Origin of the sequence: Borborobacter arsenicus, from assembly GCF_003934165.1 — a bacterium.
In the GTDB taxonomy this organism is placed as follows: domain Bacteria; phylum Pseudomonadota; class Alphaproteobacteria; order Rhizobiales; family Rhizobiaceae; genus Pseudaminobacter; species Pseudaminobacter arsenicus.
In genome coordinates this window covers 173,475-197,227 of the sequence record NZ_RKST01000006.1, presented here as the reverse complement: position 1 = coordinate 197,227, position 23,753 = coordinate 173,475, and the positions used below count along the sequence as shown (strand labels likewise).

Here is a 23,753-nt window from a genome sequence, read left to right as displayed (position 1 = left end):
AAGCCTGATCCGGCGTCCTGCGTCTAGCGACGAATCTGGCGCGCAAGCGTTCTGGACTGCCAGCCCTGATGTCTCGGCTCGTCAGCACCTTGATGAAGTCGAGGCGAACTGACTTCCCTGATCGGTGTTGAAGATTCCGGGCCGCGTATCGAGCCAGCGCTTCCTCTACCGGCTTGTTGGGCCGGACCACTTGTGTTTTTCTTATGTTGCGGTGGAGGAGGCAATGCCAATACCTGACCATAAGGATGGATTGAGCGGGAGTTTCGACAGGGTCGCCGATGATGTCCCGCAAATCCTGTGGAGCGTCGATAGCGATGGCCGGCACGACTACGTCAATCGTAAGCTGAGGGAGTTCGTCGGCGAAAGAATTGATGCGGTCGATGCCGAGACCTGGACGTCGCTGGTGCATCCTGATGACAGGGAGCGGGTCGAACAGAAGCGAAGAGAGCTTCCCGCCGCCAAAGAACCTTATGAGATCGAATATCGCTTGTGGCACAACAGCGGCGAGTATCGCTGGTTGCGCCTTACGGCGACACCCAAGCTGGATGAAAACGGCCGCGTTTTACGCTGGTACGGAACCTCCACCGATATCCATCTTGAAAAGACCGTAAGCCTGGAGCGCGAGCTGGTCGCGCACGAACTCGATCACCGCATCAAGAACATCTTTACCCTCGTCAACGGCCTGGTCGGTCTTTCCGCACGAGAATCGCCGGAGCTGCTGCCTGTGCTGAACATATTGAGGAAGCGGCTCGAAGCACTGCACAACGCGCATCAATATCTGCGGATAAGCGGCACAGAGCCGAGTTCGGCGGCAAGTGGCGGGCTGAAGGGGCTAATCGAGGCCATCCTTCGCCCCTATTGTGGCGATGACGGCGCACTCGCCGCCAGGTTTAACGGCGACGATGTGTCCATCGACACCGGGGAAGTCACCTCTTTCGCCTTGCTGATCCACGAATTGGCGACCAATTCCCTCAAATATGGCGCGCTTGCCGCCAATGACGGCCGATTGTCGATCCATATTTCCAACAGGGGGCAGGTGTTGCGATTGCGATGGGCGGAAACTGCAGGTTCCATCCCCGCTCATCGCCCGTCGCATAGCGGTTACGGATCGACGCTTCTGAAGCTGACGGTCGAAAAGCAGCTTTCCGGCCAGATTTCGCGGCGTCAGGGCCGAGGGTATCTTTGTTACGTGCTGACGCTTCCCAGGTTGCGCGCCTAGACGATCTCCAAAAGCCACAGGCTTCGTGAGACCCGGATCCACAGCTCGGCGGAGCCTGCAATTCACTGCATGTGCCGACCCGGACATGGCATTGACAATCTTCAGGGCCGACATGAGAGTAAGGCGTGGCCTTCGACACAGGCCCCGAGGCTCGGGGCGCTTTTCTTCCGACCGGCTCTGCCCGCGACCACCATTGGCGATGGATGGTGACTTGGTCGTGCTGGATTCGACGGCTATCGGCTGCTTTCTCGCCGGTCTCTGCCACTGCATCCGCCTCCTTCGTTGGGTTGGCTCGGGGTTCAGTTCGTCCTTGCTTCTTCTCCCGCCGGCCGGAGGCCTTGGATGTCGGTTGAAATTCGAGAGCTCGATCCGGCGTTCTGGGTCAGCGCGCAGCTTGGTGCGGCCGACATGGCCGAACTGGCGAAGGCGGGTGTGACGACGGTGGTCAACAATCGGCCGGATGGCGAGGCGCAGGGCCAGCCGACCGACGAGGAATTGCGGGCGGCAGCCGAGACCGCCGGACTTGCCTATGTGTCGATAGCTTTTCGCGGCATGAACGCCAAACCCGCGCAGGTCAGGGCGCTTGCCGAAGTCATTTCCGGTTCTCGGGGTCCGGTGCTTGGCTTTTGCCAGAGCGGATTTCGGTCTGCCATGCTGTGGGCTGCTGCCGGCGTTAGGCGGGGGCGGTCGTTCGAAGATGTCTCGGCCCGCGCGGCGGCCGCCGGATATGACCTTTCCAAAAAGCGAGGCACGGTCGAAGCGCTGGCCGCGGCTTTGGGCCCATCAGGCGCACCGAAGGGCAAGATGGCGACATTCGGCTACTGGCCGCAGATCGCCTTTCTGCTGACGTTGCTTGCGGCCTATCTTTTCATCACCCCGGTCAGGATCGAGATCGACCGGCTGGTCTTCCTTTTCGCCATGGCCGACGTCTCGGCGCTGCGCGGTTTTGTGGAAAGCATGGGGCCGTGGGCACCGCTGACCTCAATCGCCCTTTTCATCTTCCAGGCGGTCATCGCGCCGCTGCCTGCCTTTCTCGTCACCTTCGCCAATGCGGCGCTGTTCGGCTGGGTCTATGGGGCGCTGCTGTCCTGGAGCGGGGCAACGCTGGGCGCGATTGCCTGCTACGGGCTCGCGCGCTGGCTCGGCCATTCGTTGATCGAACGATTCGTGCCCGGGGCCAGCCTGGCGCGTTTCGAGGCCCATACGGACCGCTACGGCGCCTGGGCGGTGTTCATCGCACGGCTGCTACCCTTTGTGTCGTTCGATTTCGTGTCCTATGCGGCAGGGCTGGTCCGCGTTCCGTTCTGGCGGTTTCTCCTTGCCACCGGTATTGGACAGATGCCGGCAACGATCGTCTATTCGCTGGCCGGGGATTTTGCGGCGGTCAATCTCGGCCTGCTCGCTGGCGGGATCGCATTCACTTTCGTTGTCGCCGCGTTCATCGCTGCCTCGGCAGGGTTCGCCAGGAGGCGGAAACCTGAGCAGGCTTAGAGCATTTCCAGCAAAAGTGTGAAACGGTTTTGCGTCCGGAAATGCGGCCAAAACAAAAGTTTAGAGCCGTTTCTCGATTCCGTTTAAACCAGAACGGCTCTAGAGTAATCCGCGTTGGCGGCTAATTGTGGCGGTAGCCGCCCTCGGGCGGCAGGAATATCTGGCCCTGTTGCCCCCGGTGCTCGCCGCCGCCGCGATTGATGACGACCGGTGTCCTGGGCGGAATAGGCGGAATAGGAGGCCGCACTTGCGGAGGACGCTGCGATGGCGGCGGCGGCCGATGGTGGTCGCCGTTGCCTGGATAGCGGTTATAGTGCCGGTGCCGGTAATATCTGCCACGATCATAGCTATCATAGATGATGGCGCTGCCGGCATAATAGCCGCTGCCATAGTAGCCCGGCCCATCGTAATAATATGGGCCACCATCATAGACGCAGCCTGACAGCGAAAGACCGGCAAGGCCGATTACAGCAGACCGGAACAAGGGTTTCATGGACATGATGGAGCCTCCTGCAACCTATATGGTGCCGTCGGCGCCCGACACAATGGAAATTGAGGCAGAGGGGCCGGCGATGCTAAGCGAGCCTCATTTCGGAACGGGCCGCAAGTCGCCGTCGCTGGTCAGGATGACCGCGTTCGGCGCGTCCTTCGCCAGTATATTGGTGATGCGGGCGAAGCTGATGAATGCCTTGCGGGCATCTTCCGTCGAAACCTTGTCCACTGTGGCGGCCAGGCAGGCGTTGAGTGCCGTCTGATAAACGGGGCCCTGACGGCCGGTTGGCCATGCGATAAGAAAATCGAGCGCCTGGTTGACGCTGTAGACCTCATCCACCGGGTCGTCCGGCACGACGGCGATACGAACCGGCATGAAGAACTGCAATCTGTCCATGGCTATTCCTCCGGTTCGAAGGCGGGGTGAAGATCAAGCTCCGCAGGAGCCGCGCCCTCGGCGAGCATGGCCAGTTGCGCATCATCCACGTCGTAATACTCGCCGTCGATCAGGAGCCGTGTGGTGACCTGGCCGTCATGAAAGCGCTTGAACACCATCACCAGTCTCTGCCGTTCCCGCCAGGCCTTCATGGCCCGCCGCGAAGCGAGATGCCGGCTCACATTGATATGCGGCTTAATCATTGCACACACTCACCGCTGACGCTTTCCAACGCGCGGCAAGGCAGGTGGTTGCATCGGGATGGATTTTTTTCTCGTCGAGCGCCGGAAAGAGTCGGTTACGTGGCACAGCCAGAGCGATCGATCGCCAAGGTGATCGCCCGTGAAGCCTTAGCGGTTCATTCGCTTTCGCCGTCCAGGGCCGGCACCGAGACGCCGGCCAGTTCGGCGGCAAGCAGGCGGGCGGAACCCGCACGCGCGATGCGCAGCATCAGCGCCTTGCGCGTTGCCGCCGCAAGCCGGTGTTCCGGCGCCTCGCGCATGATCTCGGCGCCATAGCCATCCGAGAGGATGAAGCCGCATTCGGGCGGAAAGATTTCCGCCGGCACGTCCGGATGGGTGGCGAAGAAGAAGCGATCGGAATGGAGGCGATATTCCGGCCATTTGCGATCGACGCGGAAATCCTCGATCGAGGATTTTATCTCGATGATCCAGATATCGCCCTGTCGCGTCAGTGCGACCAGATCGGCGCGCCGGCCCGATGCCAGCGACAGTTCGGGCAGCACATGCGCCCCCATCTGGGTGAGCAGGCGCTGCACGCCGCGCCGCACGATCATCGCCCGTTCGGACTGGCGGCCATCGGCAAGCGGATTGACAGGGAGAGGTGAGATCAGCGGCATTCACCTAGAATGCCAGCAAATGTTCCCGTTTTGAACCGGTTTGTGGGATGGCCGGCTGCCGGCGAGCCTTGTTTTGCCGATCGGGTACAAATGCGCTGCTTCATGATCGTCTAATCTGTTGCCGAAATGCCATAGGCATGCGCTTGCCCGCGCGCCGGGCGGGCGCTGCATCCGGCATGGACTTGGCAATTCGCAAAATCCTCCCGTAAAAACGATGGCAGGAATGTGGCGAATCGCCCTACGGGGGATTTTATTGGGAGCGATGGATTACCGCATGCGCATGAAACCCTTTGTCGTTGCGGCCGGCCTTGCGCTTGCGACCGCACTTGCCGGATGCACCAGCTTCGGCTCCTACCAGATATTCTCCTCCGATTATGGTGCACGCACCGACGCCGGCTACCAGTTGCCGTCGATCCCTATCTACAAGGTCGACAAGAAATATCACCGCCAGATCGTGCCTTACGAGACGGTGGAAAAGCCCGGCACCATCATCGTCGATACAGGCGCCAAGCATCTCTATTTCGTGCTGCCCGAAGGGCAGGCGGTGCGCTACGGCATCGGAGTCGGCCGTGAAGGCTTCGAATGGAGCGGCACGGCTCGGGTGGCCATGAAGCGCGAATGGCCGGTCTGGACGCCGCCGGCACCCATGATCAAGCGCCAGCCGGAACTCGTAAAATGGCGCGGCGGGCAGCCTGGCGGCTTGCAGAACCCGCTGGGTGCGCGCGCGCTCTATCTGTTCAACAAGGGCGGTGATACCGGCTACCGGCTGCATGGCACGCCGGAATGGGCCTCGATCGGCAAATCGATGTCGTCCGGCTGCATCCGGCTGATGAACCAGGACATCATTGACCTCTACAACCGTGCCGAAGTCGGCGCGAAGGTCATCGTCAAATAGGAAATGGCGGGCAGGTCACGCCCGCCAGCGTCGCCCATCCGTCTCCACGCCGAAACGTGCCGGCGTTTGCGCGAAGGCGGCAAGGCCGCTCAGCGCGGCGAGCGGATGCGTGATGACATAGACTGGCATCGACCGCATCAGCTCGCGATGCGGCGCCTTGTCCTCGAAGGCCTCGCGAAAGCGTCCTTCCTTCAGCGCCGGGACGATCTTCTGGGCGATGCCGCCGGTGAGATAGACGCCGCCACGGCTCTTGAACACCAGCGCCAGGTCGCCTGCGGTGCGGCCAAGGCAGGTGACGAAAAAGCGCAGCGCTTCCTCGGCAACCGCATCCGAACCGGCCAGCGCCGCCGCGGTGATCTCGGCCGGCTTGGAAAAGCGCGGCGTGTTGCTGTCGGCCGCCGCGACCGCGCGATAGGCGTTCACCAGCCCGCGCCCGCATAATATCTGTTCGCCCGAAATGCGGCCTTCGATCTTCTCAAGATGCGGGAAAATCTGGTGGTCGCGCGCACTGCGCGGGCCGATATCCATATGCCCGCCTTCTCCGGGCACCGGAATCCATTTGCCGCCGGAATGGATCAGGCCGGCAACGCCGAGCCCGGTGCCGGGACCGAGAACGACGCGGCTGGCATTGGGTTCGGGTTCGCCAGCGCCGATCTTTTCCAGATGTTCGTCACCAAGCGCCACGACGGCCAGCGCCTGCGCCTCGAAATCGTTGAGCACCACGACATCGCTGAGGCCAAGCGTCGAGAACATCGCCTTCGGCCGCACGATCCACGGGCAGTTGGTGAGCGGGATCTCATCGCCGTCGACTGGCCCGGCCACGGCAAACACCGCCGAGCGCGGCTTTACCGGGCTGTCGGCGAGCACCGCCTGCTGCACCGCCTCATCGATGGAGGCAAAGCTTGCGGTCTGGACGATGTGTGTTTGGCCGAGATCTGACCCGGCATCCGCCAGAATGGCGAAGCGTGCGTTGGTCCCGCCGATATCGCCGATCAGGACCGGAAATTGCAAGCCCGCTCTGTTATCCCGATCAGCCATTGTCCGCCACGTCCTCCGATTTTTCCGAGCGCCGCCACATCCATCCTCATGAGGCATCGGCACGCATGGATCAACGGAGAAATGATCCGGATGGATGCAGGCTCAATTCGCCGGGCGGGGAAACGGCAGCGGAATGCGACTTGCCGGCGTTGGCGCAAAAGCGCTCGCCGCGATCGGGTTGTTGCCGATGATCACTTCGATCGTCTGCTTGGCAGGCGCGGCAGGCGCGACGGCAACCGCCGTGCCCATGCCGCCGATGGTGACGGCGGCTTCCGAAACCGGGGCGGGAGCTTCCAGCACCGCGCGGCATTCCTTGGGCAGGCTTGCCATCGTCATGACGTCGCGCGCCTTGGGCTTTTGCGGGCCTGTCGCCGGTCGCCAAGGCTCCTCGGTGAACCACCAGGCCAGCGACTTGTCGCAGCCATCGCTTTTGGGTGTCGCCTCCTGGCGCTTGCAGGCGGTCGAGCCCGGCTGGCAGCCGATGCGGACATGGAAATGATAGTCGTGGCCCCAGAAGGGGCGGATCTTGTGCAGCCATGAGCGGTCGCCCGAGACGGTCTCGCAAAGCTTCTTCTTGATGCCGGGATGAACGAGGATGCGCTCGACCTCGGGATAGCTCGCCGCTCGCTTCAAGAGGCGCATATGGGCAGGCGTCCACAGCCGCTCGTCCACGGTCAGGCCGCCCTTGCGGATCATCGATGTGGCGCTCATGTTCTCGCGTTCAGCCGCTGAAAGCCGGCGGTCGGGCATCGGCGTCAGCCAGATATCGGCATCCAGGCCGATCTGGTGCGAGGCATGGCCGGTGAGCATCGGGCCGCCGCGCGGCTGCGAGATGTCGCCTAAAAGCAGGCCGGGCCAGCCATCGGCCACCGCGTCGTGGGAAAGTTTCTCGATCAGCCGGATCATCGTCGGGTGCCCCCAGCGGCGGTTGCGCGACAGCCGCATCGCCTGCCAGGTCGGTCCGTCCGTGGCGATGGCCATTCCTCCGGAAAAACAGCCTTTGGAATAGAAGCCGAAGGATTTCGGCGCTGTCGCCGCCGGGAGCTGGGCGGCGCCGAACAGATTCTTGGCCAGCGTATCCGCACTGGCCTGGGGTGCCGACAGAATGGAGGCCACGAGTGCCGCCGCGGCCAGAAGTCCTGCTTTGCTGAGAAAAGAGTTCATGCCGTTTCCATCCGTTCCGGCCCCCGCCGGCAAGCTTGGGACGCCCTGGTTACCGAATCATGAACCGGAGCCTGGAGTAAAAACATGGCGGCCCGGAGAATCACCCGCGTCTCATAAGGCTGCGGGCTGGTCCGTCTTTCCAATTCTGCGCCCGCCACATGGCGTCGAACGCAGCGCGATAGTCCGGATAGCGGAAGCGATAACCGGTATCCTTGATTGCGGCATTGGAAACGCGCTTGTTCTCGCCATAGAAGGAGCGCGCCATCGGTGAAAGCTCGGCCGTCTCGAATGGAATCTCAGGCGGCGGCTCGATCCCCATCAGTTTGGCCGCATAGGCCACTACATCCTGCGGCGGCGCCGGCAAATCGTCGGTGACGTTGAAGACGCCGGCTTTTGCCAATTTCCCCAGATGCCAGACCGCGCCGGCGATATCCTCGCCATGGATGCGATTGAACACCTGATCCGGCTTGACCAGCCGCTTTGCGGTGCCGTTTTGAAGATTGACGAAGGCGTTGCGCCCGGGACCGTAAATGCCTGACAGCCGCATGATGGCGACGGGCAGGCCGGTCTGGCGGCCAACTTCCTGCCACTCCCGCTCGGCCTTCAGCCGCAGCTTCGAGCGTTGCGAGACCGGGCGGCATTCGGCGGTCTCACTGACCCAGGCGCCGCCGTGATCGCCATAGACCCCGACGGTCGACAGATAGCCGATCCAGCGCAGCTTAGGCATGCTGCTGACAATTACGTCGCGCGCGGCGTTGAGGACCGGATCGCCTTCCTCGTCAGGCGCGATGGAAACCAGCAGATGCTCGGCCTCGCCAAGTGCCGCGCCGATTTCCGGCGTGAGCCCGCCGTCGAAAATACAAGGCTGGATGCCGCCCGCCCGCAGTGCCTCCGCTTTCGCGGCAGAGCGCGTCGTTCCAGCGATATCGACACCGGCCGGCCGGGCGCTGGCCACCGCCTGCCCGGAATAACCCGCACCGAAGACGAACAGCTTTTCGGTCATGCGATGCTCCTCGCAATTTCAGGCTGGCTCATGGCAACGGCCCATTCGTGCCGCACGTCCTCATCTTCTTCGCCTTCCGGTCGAAGCGCCAGCACGGTGGAGGGCGAAGCCAGGTGTGACAACGCCCATACAGCGGCACCGCGCACCAGTGGCGACGGGTCGCAGAGCAATCTTTCGCAGGCAGGCACGAGCCGGGCATCGCCCGAATTTCCCGCCGCAATCAGCACATTGCGCAGGAAGCGGTCGCGGCCGATGCGCTTGACCGGCGAGCCGGAAAAGAAGCTGCGGAACCCGGCATCGTCCAAAGCCAGGAAATCGGCAAGCGCCGGCGCACGCAGGTCTTCGCGCGCTGCCAACTTCGCTTCCGAGGCGGTTTGCGCGAATTTGTTCCAGGGGCAGGCGGCCAGGCAGTCATCGCAGCCATAGATTCGGTTGCCGATCGCCTCGCGGAATTCATGCGGGATCGGGCCCTTGTTCTCGATGGTGAGATAGGAGATGCAGCGCCGCGCATCGAGACGGTAGGGTGCGGGAAAGGCCTGCGTCGGGCAGGCGTCGAGGCAGGCGCGGCAGGAGCCGCAGTGGTCGGCCAGTGGCTCATCGGGCACAAGTTCGGCGGTACAGAAGATGGTACCGAGGAACAGCCAGGAGCCGAATTCGCGGCTGACCAGATTGGTGTGCTTGCCCTGCCAGCCGATGCCTGCGGCCTGCGCCAGCGGCTTTTCCATGATCGGCGCAGTATCGACGAACACCTTGACGTCGCCGCCGGCCCTGGCCACCAGCTTGCCGGCAATCTCCTTCAGCCGGCCCTTCATCACGTCGTGATAGTCGCGATTGCGTGCATAGACGGAGATGGCGCCGCGATCGGGCATGCGAGCAAGTTCGCGCGGGTCGTGGTCCGGGCCGTAATTCATGGCCAGAACGATGATGGAACGGACGTCCGGCCAGAGCGTGCTCGGTGCGCTGCGCCGGGCAAGCGTCTCCGAAATCCACTCCATCGAGCCATGGAAGCCGGCCGCGACGAACTGGGCAAGCCGTTCGGGCGCCTGCGGAATGGCCTCAGGCGTGGTCACGGCGACGGCATCGAAGCCGGCACGCTGCGCCTCGCGGTCGATCAACTGCCGCAGGGCAGCAGCCTTGTCAGGCCGTTCAGAAGTCGAGGTCCGCATAATGCGACACCGGCGAAAGGCCCCGCACCCGATCCCCGAGCAGCGGGCGGAAGGAGGGCCGCGACTTCACCCGCGCATACCATTCGCGCGCGACGCTGTGCCCATTCCAGTCGATCTCGCCGAGATAATCGAGCACCGAAATGGTGGCGGCGGCAGCGAGGTCGGCATAGGTGATGCGCGGGCCGGCCAGCCAATGCCGGGTGCCGGCGAGCCAGTTGGTGTATTTCATGTGCTGGCGGATATTGGCGCGCGCCGCGCGAATGGCCGCCGAATCGGGCGAACGGCCACCCATATCGCTCGGCATTTGCGGTTTCAGCACGCGCTCGCGCACCAGATGGCGGGTCACTTCGCTGTCGGCCTTGACCAGATACCAGTCGACTAGGCGGCGGATTTCGGCCCGCTCCATCGGATCCTCGGCAAACAGCCGCTTGTCGCGCTTCAACACGCCGCGGGTCTCGTCGAGATATTCGGAGATCACGCCCGCGCCGACGATCGGCACATCGCCTTCGGCCAAAAGCACCGGCAACGTGCCGGCGGCGTTCAGCGCCAGGAACTCCTTTCGGCGCACCCAGGGCTTTTCCTCGATCAGCGCAAGCTCCTCGCCATATTCGCCGAACGCAAGGCGAACGAATCGGCAAGAGGCGAACATAGGATGATGGAAAAGCGTCAGCATTGTCCTGCGGTGAAAAAGCGCGCTGGTCATTTCGGAACCGCGCCGGTATTTCTATGCACCCGATTCCCCGGAAGGTCGAGGCGTCACGACCTATAGGAGGTGTTCCGCGCCGTGACAAGCGAATGCCTCCGCTTCAACAGCCAGTTGCAACATCCTTGAGTGCCTGATGGAAAACCAGACGATTGTGGACGCCCTCATGCTCGGCCTGCTCGAAGGGCTGACCGAGTTCATCCCGGTTTCGTCTACCGGACACATATTGCTGGCGGGCCATTTTCTCGGCTTCGAATCGACTGGCAAGACCTTCGAGGTGCTGATCCAGCTCGGCGCGATACTGGCGATTCTGACGGTCTACTCCGCCCGGCTGTGGAAGATGCTGACCCTGCTGCCGCGCGACGCTGCAACCCAGCGATTCGTCATCGGCATATTGGTGGCCTTCCTGCCCGCCGCCGTGATCGGTGCACTGGCGCATGACTTCATCAAGACGGTCCTGTTCGAATCGCCGATGCTTATCTGCATCATGCTCATCATTGGCGGCTTCATCCTGCTTGGCGTCGATCGGCTGGCGCTGAAGCCGAAATATCATGATGTGATGGAGTTTCCGCTCTCGCTGTGCCTAAAGATCGGCCTGTTCCAGTGCCTGGCGATGATCCCCGGCACGTCGCGCTCGGGCGCCACGATCGTCGGCTCGCTGCTCCTGGGCGCCGACAAGCGCTCGGCCGCCGAATTTTCCTTCTTTCTGGCCATGCCGACCATGGCCGGCGCCTTCGCCTACGACCTCTACAAGAACCGCGACATCCTTTCAGCCGCCGACCTGCCGATCATCACCACAGGGTTCGTGGCGTCCTTCATCATGGCTGTCATCGTGGTGCGCAGCCTGCTCGATTATGTCTCGCGCAAGGGTTACGGGATCTTCGCCTGGTGGCGGCTCATTGTCGGCAGCCTGGGGCTGATTGCGCTATTGATCTGGGGCTAAAACAAAGAGATAGAGCGGTTCTGCCGATTCCGTGAAAACCAAAACCGCTCTAGGCGAAGGTTCGGCGCGTAAACTGGCCGGCGGCACGATAGCGCCACAGATAGGTTGGCAGGATGGCTGCGGTCGATTGCGGCCGAATGCCAAGACCCTCGAAGGTGCGGCGTTCATTTTCCGCTTGCGCGGAGACGACATTGTCGGAGCGCAGCAATATCACCTGATCGGAGGTCAGCAATTTTCCGGGCAGCCGGCCGAGGATCGCACCCTGCAGTCCGGCAAGCCACCACGGCACCGAAACCAGCAGGCGCTCGCGGCCGATCACTTGAAGCATCTCTTCCATGCATTGCCTGAAGCTCAGCACATTGGGCCCGCCGAGTTCATAGATCTTGCCGCCAGCGACTTCGCCATCCACGGAACGGGCGATCGCCTCGGCGACGTCACCGACATAGACCGGCTGGAACTTGGTCTTGCCACCGCCAATCAGCGGCAGAACTGGCGAAAGGCGGGCCATTGCGGCGAAGCGGTTGAAGAACTGGTCCTCGGGCCCGAAAACGATGGAGGGGCGAAAGATCACCGCATTGCCGAGCGTCTCGAGAACTGCCTTCTCGCCTAGCGCCTTGGTGCGTGCATAGTTCGATCGCGAATTGAGATCCGCACCTAGCGCCGAGCCATGCGTCAGCCCGGCGCCGACCGAGCGGGCAGCTTCGGCAATCGCGCGTGCGCCGAATTCCTGTATGGTGGAGAATTTCTGGCGGCCGCTTTCGGCGAGGATGCCGACCAGATTGACGACATGGTCCGCGCCCTGGACCGCCCGATCGACCGACCAGCGCACGCGCAGATTGGCCTGCACGGCCGAAATCTGTCCGACATTGCCGAGCGGCTGCAAATGGCCGGCGAGATCCGGACGGCGGCACGCAACCCGCACCAGATAGCCGCGCTGGGCCAGTTCCCGCACGACATAACGACCGATAAAGCCCGATCCGCCGAAAACGGTGACAAGCTTCGGGGTCTGCAGGATTTCGGTCATGCCTGGCTCCGTCGAAATGAGGCGTCGCTACGCCCGCTTCTTAGTCCGTTTCGCCATAAAGGCAAAGAGCGATCGGCCGGGCGGGCGCTGCGACAATCTGCACCGATATTTTTCCTCTTCACGGGCTTGCCGGATCGCATGAGGCTTCTTATTTGCACGGTGTCGGTGATCGACCTCCTCCCCGAGAGCCGACAACGAATGCAGCGTACCTCCTCCCGCGCTGCATTTACAATCAAGCCCGCCGCATCTCCTCCCGCGGCGGGCTTTTTTTATCCCCAAAGCAGTCTTTCCAGGATCGTCAATGGGCGCCCCGCCCATCTGGTCGGGCATGGTCTGAAACGTGTCCCTTCGGATCGTCGGTCTCAGTTGCTCCCGTCCAGAATACGTGGGCTGACGCTGAGCGAGCGGCGGGGCTCAGCGGCGCCGATCGATGAAGCGGCCGAATAGTCGACCGTATTCGGGGCCTTCATGATGACGGAGGCAGGAGCCCGGTCCCCGTAACGGTCATTCCAGTCGCCGCCGTTGCGCTCAGTCGGCATGATCGAAAACTCGGTCGACGGATAGCCCAGGCCGCGCGGTTCGACCGGTGCATTGATCGGCGGGGCTGCATCGCCATAGACATAGCGCGATGAGATGTCGTTTGCCGCCGCCACGCCCGTGGTGACGAGAATTGCTGCGATTGCCAGGATTTCTTTTTTCACCTTACGTCTCCTTGTTGGCTTCGTTCAGATTGGCCGATCCCATTTGTTGAAAAGATCGAGCAGCCTGAGTGTCGGAGACGTGCGTGTCCTGAGCGTTCGGGCAGCGTGAAAATAGCGTTAAAGCTGAAAATTGCTGCAGAAATAATGGGTTACCGGTAGCAGGCGAACGTGTAGAGGACCAAAAAGACCGCCGCACACCGGCTTGTCAGCCGGCGTTGCTGCGGCTTGCAGTGTCCGTGCGCTCATTCCCTGTTGCGATGCGGCGCCAGATTCATTGCCTGGGCATAGGCGAGCGGCGATCGATTTCCGGGCATGTTCTCGTCGAGCAGCAATGTCTTCAGGCTGTCGGTGCGCACATCGAGCGCCACCACGCGCTCCAGCTTGTCGATCCGCCATACCGCGTAGCCGAGTTCCGGATCATAGCCGCAATCGCCCATGACGAGTTCGCAGGGCTCGACCGGCAACACCATGATCCGCGGCTTCGGCAGCCTGTAGCAATGGCCTTCATAAGCATAGCCATAGATGATGCCGATGCTGCGGAGTGGACTGATCTCCCCAGGCTCCGAAATGGTCAGCGAATATTCGACGCGAGCCGAGCCGAGGCTTCGCTGGGCCGGTCCCCGCTGGCTGACGCTGAAACGGATGACGTCGCCTTCTTCCTCGCCGGGGCCGGCAAACACCTCGCGCAATAGACGCCTGATCGTCGCCATCTGGGTCTGCATGCCCGATGCCTCGGGCGGCGTTTCCTCCCAAGCCGCATTCAATTCCTCAAGCTTGTCCTGGTTGATGGATGCCGGGGCTGGCGCCGGGGGGGATGGGCAGCCATAGAGCCTCAATTCACCCGGCCGGTAGGAGCCGTAGGTGCAGGGTTGCAAACCTTCAGGCGTATCGCCGACGGCCGGCTTGTCGTCGCAGTCCATTTGCCTCTCCTCTTGCTAGAGCACCCCGCTCGTGATTTCCCGCCATGAAAAATTCGCCTCCAGCGTATCGGCCACCTGGCCACGCCCGGCCGCAGCAATGACGGCCTCCGCTGCTTCGGCAAGCAGCAGCCCCTCGACCTGCAAAATCCGCAGGGAGCCGGCAAGCGCCTGTCCGACCGCGTCGCGCGCGGCGACAAGGGCTGCCTTGAACAGCAAGGGCCGCTCGCGGAAAGCCTCGACCGTCAATTTGCCGAACCAGTCCCACTCGGCGCGCGACAATTGGCGGATATCCAGATCGAGCAGGCGTGGATCGGCACAGCCATTGGCCACCAGATTTCGATGATAGAGTTCGATGACACTGTCGAAAATCGCCCCGGTAAAGGGCAGCGATCGATCATGCACCTCGCGTGTCACCTGCGACATGCGGCGGAAATTTGTTGCCCGCCGGATCTGGGTTTCCGGGCTGGTTTCGGCAAAGCGGTTGAGCTCGTTGAAAAGCAGCAGATTGCCCTGCGTGCGCCTGAGCAGCCTGTCGATTGCCGAGTCGAAATGAAGAAACGAGATCAGTGAAATGAGGTCGGAAATCGACTCCGTATAAGGGAAAAAATCGCTGTCGGCGTCGAGGTTTGATGGCAGGCCCAGCTCTGACAGGCTGATCAGATGGCCGATCTCATGCGCGATCGTGTCGAAATTCAGCGCATAGGGGTGGAGTTCACTGCCGACCTCGGAATAGCCGAGTTCCAGAAAGCCGTAGCCTGCCTGCGCATTCTGCCATTCGACCATCGGCACGATCTCCAGGCGCTCGAATGTGTCGGCGAAGAACCAGCGGATCGGACGGCCGAGATAGCTGCGCCAGATGTCGAGCACGAAATGGGTGCAGGCATAGGCGTGCGCGCCGAGAAATTCGCGCTGCTTGGGGTCGAGATTATCGTAATTGCGGTCAGGGCCGGGCTGCACCGGCGGCCGGCGTGCGCCGTCGAATGGCGGCAGCAGGGTGGAGCCATAGGGCGTCTTTTCGAACAGCGGATCGACCACATACATGGCCTCATCGCTGGGACCTTCGGCGATCTCATCTGGCGAAAGCTGCAGCCACACGCGATCCGGCTGCTCATAGCCGGGAATGAAAGGCGCCTGAGGAAAAATCCAGAACCGCGTGCCCAGCCGTTCCCGGGCACCGTCGGTAAAACTGGATGCCAATTCTTCCATTGCCAGAGCTTTGCAAAAGCAGAACGCTAGCCCCCAACGTCACGATGCTTATTGTAATTATAGGCGAGATCAGGGTCAATGCCGCCTGCTTCCAGATCTCTGATGAATGTATTGGTTATACTAAAAGATGAAGCAGATTGACTTTTGTGGGAATTGACCAAGCCCATCGCGGTTTTGAGTGCATGCTCCGCATCCTGGGATTTCTTGTGGACCATTCCGGCTAGAATTCGATCGGCTTCATCCTCCGGCAAATCCGCCCGGCGCAGGACTTGCTTCAACGAACGGTCCCGGAAATTCATCTGTCGCGCAATTTTGACCAACTCACGTCGGAGTTCCGGTGAAATCATGTTGCGACGGGCCAAGTCGGCAAATGTCGCCTGCAAATCGATCAGGGCATCTGTCAGTGGCAGGAAACCCAGTTCCGCCGGTCCATTCTGAACGGCGACGGCGTCGTCGGGCGCCAGCGGCCAGCGCCGATACCAGCGGAAGATGGCGCCCACGCCGATCATGCCGAAGGGGTACAGTTCGGCCGCCCTCAGCGCACCCATGCTCGCCGCCCCGATCATGACGATGCCTTGGGCCATGGCCCATAAGATTTCCTTGTGGCGCACCGCCGGCCGATCCTCGAACTGCCCGTCGATCAGGATCATCGCCTTCGGCCGAAAGGCGTGGGCGGCAAGCAGGATATCGCCCTGTGATGCAGGGTGAAGATAGGTCGCACCCAGAAGGGCCCGGGCCTTTGCAAGCGGCAGCGTCGGCCCGAGAAACACCAGGATTTCTCGCGGCGAGATGGTCGTTTGGCAATCTTCAGTCTTTTCGATATCAGCCAACCTATCCCCTAGCGAACAATGGAAAAGGCCTGCGCCCTGCCGAGTACAACCCGGACACAGAATACGCCGGCCTCGTGATCGAGCCCGACCGGAACGGCGAAGGCTGGCCCCAGGCCGGATGCCGCCACCAAGGCGAGCAAGTCGCCAAGGCTGGCCGGCGGGGGGACTGTCGAACCGGGATAATCCGGCTTCGGACTACCATTTACGATCAGGTCACGCGCTTTGGCCAATGCGTCCGCAAACCGACCTTCTGCGTAATGCGGGGCGGTCTGGTCATCGCGTGCGCCTGAGACCGTCGCCGCTCGCGTCACCAGCGCTTCGCGCAACGCATCCTTGCATGCGGCCTCGATGCTTCCGCGTGCCGAATAGCCCTCGGTGGGCAGGGCGAGGATCGGTCGTGCCGATCCGGCTTCGATGGTCTGACACCAGACCACAGGCAGGCCGGTCGGCGACGGCGGTTGCCAGAAGGCCGCCGAAATGCCGGCATTACCCGCCACCTGCAGGAGTTTGGCGGTTTCGTCGGTATTTGATGGCTCGAGCCGGAAACGGTCGAAAAACCCATGTGTCTGGAAGGCACGCGCCAGCGCATCTCGCTCGATGCACTCGAACAGCCCATGCAGCAGGGCCTCCCCGGCCGAATGGTGGCAGGCAAGTCCCGTCGTGCTGCGGGTGAAGACGCCGTCTCCATCCGGCGGCGGGTGGGTGTAGCGCGTATGCACAAGCTCAAACGGGACTGGTGCCGGCGTTCCGGACGGCAGTTCGATGCCCATGATCCACGGCAGGTAACGCCGTCGCCAGCCATCGGCACCCTCCGGGCGGACGGCCCCTTCGAACAGCCCCGGTTCGACTGCCAATTCTTCCGCTTTCGCGGTGAAGACGCGCCATGCCGGAATGACTTCGGCGAAATAGCGCTCGCAAGATTCCATGATGGCGCCAATGGTCGCCCGCGCCAGCGTGCCGCCACGCCCAAGCGCGGTTACCTCGGACAATGCCGCCGGCCGAATGGCCTGGACGACGGGCAGGCCGATGCGGTCGAGCCCGGCGATGTCGGCCAATCGCGTGATGCCGAGGCGGTGGCAAAACGGCAGCAGATGCCTCAATATGCGCTCGTAATCCGTCTCCAGGCGGGATGACAAAGGCTCCGCCGCCGAGGCAAGGAAGGCCTCGCGCCACTCATCTGGCGGAGCTTCAATATGTGGAAAGGGGCCGTCAGATCTCGACGGCAAGGCCGATCTCCCGGACCGACTGCTCGGATCGGCGGAGCAGCGCCACAGCATCTTGCTCGCGAGCGGCGGCCAGCGCTGCCTTCAGGTCGGCGGCAACGTCGCCGGGCTCGTCCTGCAATTGCGAACGCAGGTCCGCGCGCCGCCGATACAGTTCCGCCAGCCAATAGGCATGGCCGCTCTGCTCGGCCTCGGCGATTGCCTCGCTGACGACGTCGAACGCTTCCCGGATCCTGCCGTCGCGCGCCAGCAGTGTTGCCTGCATGTCGAGATAGATCGGCAGGTCGACCACCGAACCAAGCTGCTTCAGCGTATCCAGGCCTCGCTGCAGGCGTAGCAGCCCGCCTGCGGGATCGTGCCGATGCGCTTCGGCCCAGCCGCCGAAAAGCATGGCGAGCCCGGCCAGGAAATCCATCTCATGCTCGGATGCAAAATGGTCCATGCGTGTTGCCACTTCCGCCAGACGCGCATGGTCGTTGCGGTAGAAGGCAGACACGGCCTCGGTGTCGAGCGAATGGGCCTTGCTGGCCAGATGGCCGATGCCATCGACAAATTCCACCATCTCTTGCAGCGCATGGTCCGAGTCCGCCGTGCGCCCGGTCAGCCAGAGCGACAGGGCCTTCTGGCCCAGCCCGCAGACCTTCGCATCATGCCCGCCGAATAATGCGCGGTTCAGCCGGGCACGGTTCTCGTCATAATGGGCCAGGCCATTGTCGATCGCCTCCAGTGTGGCGCGATGGCGGCCGAGATTGAAGTCGATCGCCCAGATGCAATGATTGATCTGCAGGACGATTTCGGGATCATCCACGTCCGACAGCATTTCCTGGACGCGCATGGCACGGTCATGCATCACCCGGAAATCCGAGCCGGTGTACCACCAGCCCCAAAAGACCGGGAACCAGTCGACCCGCTCCGCTGCGGGGCGCTGGCGCGCAATATCGACGCCGCGGGCATAGAGCTGTTTGGCCTGCTCGTCACGCGGGCCGGCATGGCTGATGACCAGCGGCCCGTAGGCGGCGATGATGTCGAGCTGCAGGCGCGAGCGTGCATCGATCTCGTCGACATTCTCGGTCAGGCGCAAGGCGCGCGCCAGCGCCGAGCGGGCCTCGCTTATCGCCGAGCGTGCGGCGCTTTCGCGACCCCACCGGGTCAGTATGTCTGCCGCTTCACGAAAATTTCCGGCGCGTTCCGCATGCCAGGCCAGATCGGCGTGATTGACCGGCAATCCCGCCGCCTGTTCGCGTTCAAGCCGTCGAAATACCCGCTCATGCAGGACACGCCGGTCGGTGTCGCGCAGCGAACTGTAGGCGGCCTCGCGAAGAAGCGTATGGCGGAACTCATATTCCGCCTCGGGCAGCGGCCAGGTCTGGCGCAATATGTGCTGATCGACCAGCAGGCTTGCCAGCTCCGGCAAAGTCTCGTCGGGCAGCATGTTCTGCGCCACCTCGCGCAGCGTCGAAAAATCGAAGTTCTGGCCGATGACGGCAGCGATCTGGGCCAGTATGCGCGCCTGTCCCAATGCATTGATGCGTGAGATCAGGAGATTGGTGAGGGGGATTGCCGGATTGTCTGCCTCATCCGCTCGCAACGGGGCGCTAGCCCCGATATGCTGGCCGGCGCGAATGCGCCACAGCACCATTTCCTCCAGGAAGAGCGGGATACCGTCGCTCAATCCGGCAATTGAAGCGATCTGTTCGGGAGAGGGCCGTTCATCGGCCGCCATTTCCCACATCGCCGTGGCCAGCGCGGCAGCCTCCTCCTTGTCGAGGCGCCGCAGGGTCAGATCCAGCGTGTTGCCTTCGCTGGACATTGCCCGCAGCGCATCGTCGCGGGTGGTTGCGACGATCAGGATCGGCTTGTCCTCGATCCAGCGGCCCAGCGCCTCCAGTTCAGCGAGCGTGGATGCGTCCGCCCAGTGAATGTCCTCCACGATCAGGCAGGCAGGCCCCCTCGAGGCAAGGGCATTCACGATCTCGCCAATCGCCCGGCGCGTGAGCCGCAACGCCTCCTTGACCGGAAGGGCAGCCGGTGCCGGTCGGGCGAGAGAGACAATGCCGGCGGTGGTGCCAAGCTGGATGATGCTTTCAGTTTGTTCCAGGCCCAGCCGCCGCAATGCGCGGACGAACAGCTGCTCCGGCCTGTCGCGCTTTCGCCGTGGCCCGGCAAACATGTTGAGCAATGGGGCAAAGGGCGTCTGGCGCCCGTTCGGATTGCATTGCAGCACCCAAAGCCTGGCGCCGGCGGCCCTGAGACGACCGCGCAGATCATGCACGAGCCGGGATTTGCCAATGCCGGATTCGCCACGAAGGATTGCCACCTGCCCGTTGCCCGCACGGGCATCGGCCCAACGCCCGGTCAGCATTTCCAATTCGCTGCGGCGGCCGATGAGGGGCAGGATGCGCCGGCGCATCGCGTGAAACCGGTCAGGCTGCCGCTTCGGAGCGATCAATGTCCATAGCGTCTCGTGGATGTCGCCGCCGTTTGCCTGCTGACCTGGGTAAGGCTGCAGCCTGAAATAGCCGCTGATATGGGAGCGAAGCGATTCGGTTATCACGATTGCGGGCTCGGCGATTTTCCGCAGCGCTGCCCGCGCCCGCAGTTCCGGTGCGCCGACGACCCGCACCGTTCCGGATGTGATGACCAGCGCCACGCCATCATCAAGCGCGGCCTTGAGTGCGAAACCATGTTCCGGATGCTTCGCCGAGCGATAATTCGAAATCGCCTCGCTGAGCTCGATCGCGGCGGTCAGGCCATCACTGGCGTAGTCTTCGGTCTGGCCCTCGACGCCGAAGAAAATCGCCCCGTGTTCGGGCCCAAGCGCACTGGCAACACCGAACCATTCTCCCGCAACATTCAGCAGGATGCGGGTCAGATCATCGACGACTTCGGCAAGCTCCTCGGCATCGGCGCCGTTTGCGGCAAGCTGTCCCACGCCGGCTATTTCATAACTCAGTGCGACGATCAGGCTTTGTTCGATCAGGCCTTGCTTGCCTGCCGCCGGTTCAGGCTCGGTCGAGGCGGCTATCGGGCTGTCCGCAATAGGCGCCGGGGCTTCGGGTTCGGCCGCCCGCTCGCGCGTTTCGGACTCCATCCTGATCTTGTCGATGACAGCCATTGTCTCGGCCGATGGGGTCACCGAAAGCGCGCTCTCGAACAGATCGAGCATCGAGCGCGCATGGCGCATGGCCTCGCCTCGCCGGTTTCCCGCAATCAGTGCATTGAGCAGGGCGCGATGCGCTTCCTCGGCCAGATCGTCGAGGACGACGGCACGCCGGGCGGAGTCGATGGCGAGATCGAAATCGCTGCTGGCGAGCGCCAGTCCCGACAATTTCACGAACACTTCCAGCGCCCGGGACCGGTACCAGCCGCGCTGGTCGGAGATCCAGCGCTCGATATCGCCTTCACGCACGCGCAGGCCATCAAGAAAATCGCCGCGATAGAGATCTGCGGCCGCCCGCAGGGATTGCGGGTCATCCGAACCGAGAAGCGCCTGGAATTGCAGGGCATCGACCGTCATCTGTTCGGGATCGAGGCCGACTTCCTCATGATGGGCGACAAGCAGCTGGTCCGGCGTGAACTGTTTGCGCAAATGCGTCAGCGCCGTGCGCAGGCTCTGCTTGGCGCTTCCGTCGTGACGCCAGCCCCACAGCTTCTCGGCGAGGTCGTCGCGATTGCAAATCCCCGGCATCGCAAGCGCAAGCGAAGCAATCAGGCAACGCTGTTTTGCAGACGCGATATGAAGCTGCGTCTCGTTTCGGTAGAGCTCGAATCCACCAAGCAAACGTAGACAGAAAGGCATCGCCTTCAGCGGCTCTGGCAGCCAAATGATGAGAAAATTGTATCGTTTGAACCGGCAGCGGGCAATACAGGACAGGTATCACTCTCCGGATGTTTGGGTCGCGTCTCTCCCGGCCCCTATCCGATCCATCGCCGCACGGCCGCGACGTTCTCAAGGGTATGGCGTGCGCCAGTCGACCCGGCTGGCTTCACGCGGATGGAAATACCGCCGAGTTCATTGACATAGTCGAACCCGCTTTCGTCGGAAATATCATCGCCGATGAAGACGGGGCGCCTGTGGGAAAAGGGCTTTTCCTGCATGAAACGGTGGATAGCAGCACTTTTCAGCGCACCCTTGGGCAGGAATTCCAGGCCGGCATTGCCGGCGACGATCCTGTAGCCCGCGGGCAAGCCGGGGAGCGCCAGTTCCGCTGCGATGCGCACTGCTTCCAACGCTTCGGGCGCCGCGCGGGTATGGATTGCAAGCACCGGCCCCTTGCGCTCGAAATAAACCCCTTTCGTGTTGCCAAACTCGGCCTGCAGGGCGTCCGCGACTGCCGCGACATCTTCCGGTTCACTCGCGGCTTCTGTCTTTCCACCGGCGACCAGCCGATGCTCGAGGCCATAAAGGCCGGCAATCGGCAGGCGCAAAGGCGCAAACAGCCGGTCGGCCATGGCGACGCTCCGGCCGGTGATGAAGGCCAGCGCTCCATCCAGCCGCGTCTTCAACGCCACAAGTTGTTCAAGTAGCCGGGCATCGGCCACGACCCCTTCCGGATGCGGCTGATGCTCCAGCAGCGTGCCGTCTATGTCGAGAAAAAGTGCCGCGTCGTCGGGGAGTGCAGGTGGCTGCAAGGTCATCTCCAAAGGTCGGTCGGTTCTCTTTGTGCCGAGCCACCGCTGCGGTAGTGCCCGGCAGGCGGCTCGTCCCAGCCTTCGGGCCTGCTCCAGCTGTCGCGTAGTCGTTCGCGATCACGCAGCCTTGCGGCATCGACCAGCATGCTGCCGGCCCAGCGGAAGACATTGTTGGAGCGCACGACTTCGCGCATGCGCCGCATCCTTTCGCGCTGCTCTTCCAGCGGCATGCTCAGCGCCTTGAAGAAGGCCTCGCCCATGGCGGCTGGATCGTAGGGATTGACGATCAGCGCCTCCAGAAGCTCACGCGAGGCACCGGCGAAAGTGCTCAGCACCAGCACGCCGGCTTCGTCGTCGCGCGCGGCCACGAACTCCTTGGCGACGAGGTTCATGCCATCATGCAGGCTGCTGACCACGCAGAGATCGGCGGCGCGATAAAGTTCGCCGAGCATCCCCTGGCCATGATGCTCTGCCAGCAGCAGGATCGGGCGATAGTCGCCGGAGCCGTAGCGCTCGTTGATGTCGGCGACGAGATCAAGGCATTCCTGATGCAGCGACCGGTAGGCCGGCAGCGTATCGCGGCTGGGTGCGGCCACCTGTACGAATACCAGCCGGCCGATCCAGTCCGAATGCTGGTGGAAGAACTCGTCCAGCGCATGAAAGCGATCCAGGATACCCTTGGTATAGTCGAGCCGCTCGACACCGACTGCCAGTTTCATGTCTTCACGCAGCCCGAAGCGTTCGAAGATCCGGGCGCGTGAGTTGCATTTCGCCTGTGTTTCGGTTGCGTCGGGCCATTCGATCGAGATCGGATAGGAATGGACCAATGTCGTTCGCCCGGCATGCGAAATGGCGGAGGTTTCACGGTCGATCCGCGATTCCAGGAAACGGTCCACGCTGTCGATGAAGTTGTTGCAGTGGAACTGGATGTGGAAGCCGACGATCGAACTGCCGAGCAGACCCTCCAGCAACTGGTCGCGCCATGGGCAGACGCTGAAGACTTCCGAATTCGGCCAGGGAATATGCCAGAAGGTGATGATGATCGCCTCCGGCAGCCTTTCGCGGATTAATTGCGGCAGCAGGGCGAAATGATAATCCTGCACGAGCACGATCGGGCGTTTGCCCTTGGCCTCCTCCAGGACGATATCGGCGAATTTGCGATTGACCGCCTGGTAGCATTCCCAATCGGCCGCCCTGAAAACCGGGCGCGTGAAGGCGATATGGCAGAGCGGCCACAGCCCTTCATTGGCGAAACCGTAATAATAGCCCTTATATTCCTCGTCGGTCAGCCACACCCGCCGCAGCGTATAGGCCGGCTTGTCGGGCGGCACGCTGATGTGATCGTGTTGGTCGACCGTCTCGCGGTCGGCAGAGCCGCTGCCATGCGCGATCCAGGTGCCCGAGCAGGTGCGCATGATCGGCTCCAGCGCCGAAACCAGTCCGCTTGCCGGAATCTGAAGCTCGATGCGGCCGTTCACCAGTTCGTGGATATAGGGTTGGCGGTTGGAGACGACGATCACCTCCGCATCGGGCATCTCGGAATCCAGAACCTGCCGCAGCATGTCGGGTGTCCATTGGACCATGACCTCTTCGACCGGCGAGCCGTTCCTTTCGCTTTCGCGAATGACCGGCATGTAGGCGGCGGGCTGGGCATCAGCCGGTGCAGCACGCTGACGCCTGTCACGACGACGAAAGAAGATCGAGAGCACGACCGCGGCAACGGAAAGACTGAAGCTCAGGAAGACAAACCCCCACAACAGGAAGGGGTTGAACGCGGGGTCGGTGATTTCGGCGGCCATCTTCACACT

General features: G+C 62.6%; 22 protein-coding genes. 4 read left to right on the top strand and 18 right to left on the bottom strand.

Annotation, left to right across the window (positions count from 1 at the left end):
• Positions 1-223: 223 nt before the first annotated feature.
• Together EET67_RS11620 and EET67_RS11615 are read left to right on the top strand one after the other, a co-directional pair.
• Complete coding sequence (locus EET67_RS11620; RefSeq protein ID WP_128626337.1) at positions 224-1,219, top strand: PAS domain-containing protein; 996 nt, start codon at positions 224-226, stop codon at positions 1,217-1,219.
• 342 nt (positions 1,220-1,561) lie between these two features.
• The gene (locus EET67_RS11615) at positions 1,562-2,710 is read left to right on the top strand and encodes a TIGR01244 family sulfur transferase (protein ID WP_128626336.1); all 1,149 of its coding nucleotides are present in this window, start codon (positions 1,562-1,564) and stop codon (positions 2,708-2,710) included.
• Positions 2,711-2,831: 121 nt separating this feature from the next.
• Here EET67_RS11615 and EET67_RS11610 read toward each other — a convergent pair whose 3' ends face one another.
• The 4 genes from EET67_RS11610 to EET67_RS11595 all read right to left on the bottom strand — a co-directional run bounded on the left by EET67_RS11610 (position 2,832) and on the right by EET67_RS11595 (position 4,497).
• The gene (locus EET67_RS11610) at positions 2,832-3,209 is read right to left on the bottom strand and encodes a hypothetical protein (protein ID WP_128626335.1); all 378 of its coding nucleotides are present in this window, start codon (positions 3,207-3,209) and stop codon (positions 2,832-2,834) included.
• 87 nt (positions 3,210-3,296) lie between these two features.
• Entirely contained in the window at positions 3,297-3,599 is a 303-nt protein-coding gene (locus EET67_RS11605) for a DUF982 domain-containing protein (protein ID WP_128626334.1), read from the bottom strand.
• A gap of 2 nt (positions 3,600-3,601) precedes the next feature.
• Positions 3,602-3,841 carry a hypothetical protein gene (locus EET67_RS11600; protein WP_128626333.1) on the bottom strand — a complete coding sequence of 80 codons (240 nt, stop codon included), beginning with the start codon at positions 3,839-3,841 and terminating at the stop codon, positions 3,602-3,604.
• Between the two features lie 155 nt (positions 3,842-3,996).
• A complete protein-coding gene (locus EET67_RS11595; protein WP_128626332.1) occupies positions 3,997-4,497 on the bottom strand; it encodes an MmcB family DNA repair protein in 501 nt (166 codons plus the stop codon).
• Between the two features lie 274 nt (positions 4,498-4,771).
• Between EET67_RS11595 and EET67_RS11590 the strand changes: the two genes are divergently transcribed.
• Positions 4,772-5,392 carry a L,D-transpeptidase gene (locus EET67_RS11590; RefSeq protein ID WP_128626331.1) on the top strand — a complete coding sequence of 207 codons (621 nt, stop codon included), beginning with the start codon at positions 4,772-4,774 and terminating at the stop codon, positions 5,390-5,392.
• Positions 5,393-5,407: 15 nt separating this feature from the next.
• Here the strand turns inward: EET67_RS11590 and EET67_RS11585 are convergent, their stop codons facing one another.
• The 5 genes from EET67_RS11585 to EET67_RS11565 all read right to left on the bottom strand — a co-directional run bounded on the left by EET67_RS11585 (position 5,408) and on the right by EET67_RS11565 (position 10,436).
• Complete coding sequence (locus EET67_RS11585; protein WP_128626330.1) at positions 5,408-6,430, bottom strand: glucokinase; 1,023 nt, start codon at positions 6,428-6,430, stop codon at positions 5,408-5,410.
• 102 nt (positions 6,431-6,532) lie between these two features.
• Positions 6,533-7,594 carry a penicillin-insensitive murein endopeptidase gene (gene mepA / locus EET67_RS11580; protein ID WP_128626329.1) on the bottom strand — a complete coding sequence of 354 codons (1,062 nt, stop codon included), beginning with the start codon at positions 7,592-7,594 and terminating at the stop codon, positions 6,533-6,535.
• A gap of 100 nt (positions 7,595-7,694) precedes the next feature.
• The gene (locus EET67_RS11575; RefSeq protein ID WP_128626328.1) at positions 7,695-8,597 is read right to left on the bottom strand and encodes an SDR family oxidoreductase; all 903 of its coding nucleotides are present in this window, start codon (positions 8,595-8,597) and stop codon (positions 7,695-7,697) included.
• Positions 8,594-9,763: a tRNA epoxyqueuosine(34) reductase QueG gene (gene queG / locus EET67_RS11570; protein ID WP_128626327.1), complete on the bottom strand. Its 1,170-nt coding sequence runs from the start codon at positions 9,761-9,763 to the stop codon at positions 8,594-8,596. Before queG ends, EET67_RS11575 begins: the two co-directional genes overlap by 4 nt.
• On the bottom strand, positions 9,744-10,436 hold the full coding sequence (locus EET67_RS11565; RefSeq protein WP_128626474.1) for a glutathione S-transferase family protein: 693 nt from the start codon (positions 10,434-10,436) through the stop codon (positions 9,744-9,746). The genes queG and EET67_RS11565 overlap by 20 nt, the downstream gene beginning before the upstream one ends.
• A 166-nt stretch (positions 10,437-10,602) precedes the next feature.
• On the opposite strand from EET67_RS11565, the gene EET67_RS11560 reads away from it, so the two are divergent.
• Positions 10,603-11,409 (top strand): undecaprenyl-diphosphate phosphatase, encoded by an 807-nt coding sequence (locus EET67_RS11560; RefSeq protein ID WP_128626326.1) that lies wholly within the window; start codon positions 10,603-10,605, stop codon positions 11,407-11,409.
• A 49-nt stretch (positions 11,410-11,458) separates the two neighbouring features.
• Here the strand turns inward: EET67_RS11560 and EET67_RS11555 are convergent, their stop codons facing one another.
• From EET67_RS11555 to EET67_RS11515, 9 genes are all read right to left on the bottom strand, one after another.
• Positions 11,459-12,433, bottom strand: a complete 975-nt coding sequence (locus EET67_RS11555) for a complex I NDUFA9 subunit family protein (protein ID WP_128626325.1) — start codon at positions 12,431-12,433, stop codon at positions 11,459-11,461.
• Positions 12,434-12,795: 362 nt separating this feature from the next.
• The gene (locus EET67_RS11550) at positions 12,796-13,134 is read right to left on the bottom strand and encodes a hypothetical protein (RefSeq protein ID WP_128626324.1); all 339 of its coding nucleotides are present in this window, start codon (positions 13,132-13,134) and stop codon (positions 12,796-12,798) included.
• 242 nt (positions 13,135-13,376) lie between these two features.
• Complete coding sequence (locus tag EET67_RS26075) at positions 13,377-14,054, bottom strand: hypothetical protein (protein ID WP_165899874.1); 678 nt, start codon at positions 14,052-14,054, stop codon at positions 13,377-13,379.
• 15 nt (positions 14,055-14,069) lie between these two features.
• Positions 14,070-15,260, bottom strand: a complete 1,191-nt coding sequence (locus EET67_RS11540) for a gluzincin family metallopeptidase (protein ID WP_128626323.1) — start codon at positions 15,258-15,260, stop codon at positions 14,070-14,072.
• Between the two features lie 26 nt (positions 15,261-15,286).
• Complete coding sequence (locus EET67_RS11535; RefSeq protein ID WP_245450873.1) at positions 15,287-15,910, bottom strand: TfuA-like protein; 624 nt, start codon at positions 15,908-15,910, stop codon at positions 15,287-15,289.
• Between the two features lie 188 nt (positions 15,911-16,098).
• Complete coding sequence (locus EET67_RS11530) at positions 16,099-17,316, bottom strand: YcaO-like family protein (protein WP_245450871.1); 1,218 nt, start codon at positions 17,314-17,316, stop codon at positions 16,099-16,101.
• Positions 17,300-21,001 carry an ATP-binding protein gene (locus EET67_RS11525; RefSeq protein WP_165899873.1) on the bottom strand — a complete coding sequence of 1,234 codons (3,702 nt, stop codon included), beginning with the start codon at positions 20,999-21,001 and terminating at the stop codon, positions 17,300-17,302. Before EET67_RS11525 ends, EET67_RS11530 begins: the two co-directional genes overlap by 17 nt.
• A gap of 227 nt (positions 21,002-21,228) precedes the next feature.
• Entirely contained in the window at positions 21,229-21,951 is a 723-nt protein-coding gene (gene otsB, locus EET67_RS11520) for a trehalose-phosphatase (protein WP_128626321.1), read from the bottom strand.
• Positions 21,948-23,744 (bottom strand): alpha,alpha-trehalose-phosphate synthase (UDP-forming), encoded by a 1,797-nt coding sequence (locus EET67_RS11515; RefSeq protein WP_128626320.1) that lies wholly within the window; start codon positions 23,742-23,744, stop codon positions 21,948-21,950. The genes otsB and EET67_RS11515 overlap by 4 nt, the downstream gene beginning before the upstream one ends.
• Positions 23,745-23,753 lie beyond the last annotated feature (9 nt).

What these genes read in the sequence shown, in the direction of transcription:
- EET67_RS11605 (WP_128626334.1), bottom strand. Translation starts at nt 3,599, where the DNA reads ATGGACAGATTGCAGTTCTTCATGCCGGTTCGTATCGCCGTCGTGCCG.
- EET67_RS11525 (WP_165899873.1), bottom strand. Translation starts at nt 21,001, where the DNA reads ATGCCGGGGATTTGCAATCGCGACGACCTCGCCGAGAAGCTGTGGGGC.
- EET67_RS11595 (WP_128626332.1), bottom strand. Translation starts at nt 4,497, where the DNA reads ATGCCGCTGATCTCACCTCTCCCTGTCAATCCGCTTGCCGATGGCCGC.
- EET67_RS11555 (WP_128626325.1), bottom strand. Translation starts at nt 12,433, where the DNA reads ATGACCGAAATCCTGCAGACCCCGAAGCTTGTCACCGTTTTCGGCGGA.
- EET67_RS11540 (WP_128626323.1), bottom strand. Translation starts at nt 15,260, where the DNA reads ATGGAAGAATTGGCATCCAGTTTTACCGACGGTGCCCGGGAACGGCTG.
- EET67_RS11535 (WP_245450873.1), bottom strand. Translation starts at nt 15,910, where the DNA reads ATGATCCTGATCGACGGGCAGTTCGAGGATCGGCCGGCGGTGCGCCAC.
- queG (WP_128626327.1), bottom strand. Translation starts at nt 9,763, where the DNA reads ATGCGGACCTCGACTTCTGAACGGCCTGACAAGGCTGCTGCCCTGCGG.
- EET67_RS11585 (WP_128626330.1), bottom strand. Translation starts at nt 6,430, where the DNA reads ATGGCTGATCGGGATAACAGAGCGGGCTTGCAATTTCCGGTCCTGATC.
- mepA (WP_128626329.1), bottom strand. Translation starts at nt 7,594, where the DNA reads ATGAACTCTTTTCTCAGCAAAGCAGGACTTCTGGCCGCGGCGGCACTC.
- EET67_RS11565 (WP_128626474.1), bottom strand. Translation starts at nt 10,436, where the DNA reads ATGCTGACGCTTTTCCATCATCCTATGTTCGCCTCTTGCCGATTCGTT.
- EET67_RS11615 (WP_128626336.1), top strand. Translation starts at nt 1,562, where the DNA reads ATGTCGGTTGAAATTCGAGAGCTCGATCCGGCGTTCTGGGTCAGCGCG.
- EET67_RS11560 (WP_128626326.1), top strand. Translation starts at nt 10,603, where the DNA reads ATGGAAAACCAGACGATTGTGGACGCCCTCATGCTCGGCCTGCTCGAA.
- otsB (WP_128626321.1), bottom strand. Translation starts at nt 21,951, where the DNA reads ATGACCTTGCAGCCACCTGCACTCCCCGACGACGCGGCACTTTTTCTC.
- EET67_RS11620 (WP_128626337.1), top strand. Translation starts at nt 224, where the DNA reads ATGCCAATACCTGACCATAAGGATGGATTGAGCGGGAGTTTCGACAGG.
- EET67_RS11600 (WP_128626333.1), bottom strand. Translation starts at nt 3,841, where the DNA reads ATGATTAAGCCGCATATCAATGTGAGCCGGCATCTCGCTTCGCGGCGG.
- EET67_RS11610 (WP_128626335.1), bottom strand. Translation starts at nt 3,209, where the DNA reads ATGTCCATGAAACCCTTGTTCCGGTCTGCTGTAATCGGCCTTGCCGGT.
- EET67_RS11515 (WP_128626320.1), bottom strand. Translation starts at nt 23,744, where the DNA reads ATGGCCGCCGAAATCACCGACCCCGCGTTCAACCCCTTCCTGTTGTGG.
- EET67_RS26075 (WP_165899874.1), bottom strand. Translation starts at nt 14,054, where the DNA reads ATGGACTGCGACGACAAGCCGGCCGTCGGCGATACGCCTGAAGGTTTG.
- EET67_RS11575 (WP_128626328.1), bottom strand. Translation starts at nt 8,597, where the DNA reads ATGACCGAAAAGCTGTTCGTCTTCGGTGCGGGTTATTCCGGGCAGGCG.
- EET67_RS11590 (WP_128626331.1), top strand. Translation starts at nt 4,772, where the DNA reads ATGCGCATGAAACCCTTTGTCGTTGCGGCCGGCCTTGCGCTTGCGACC.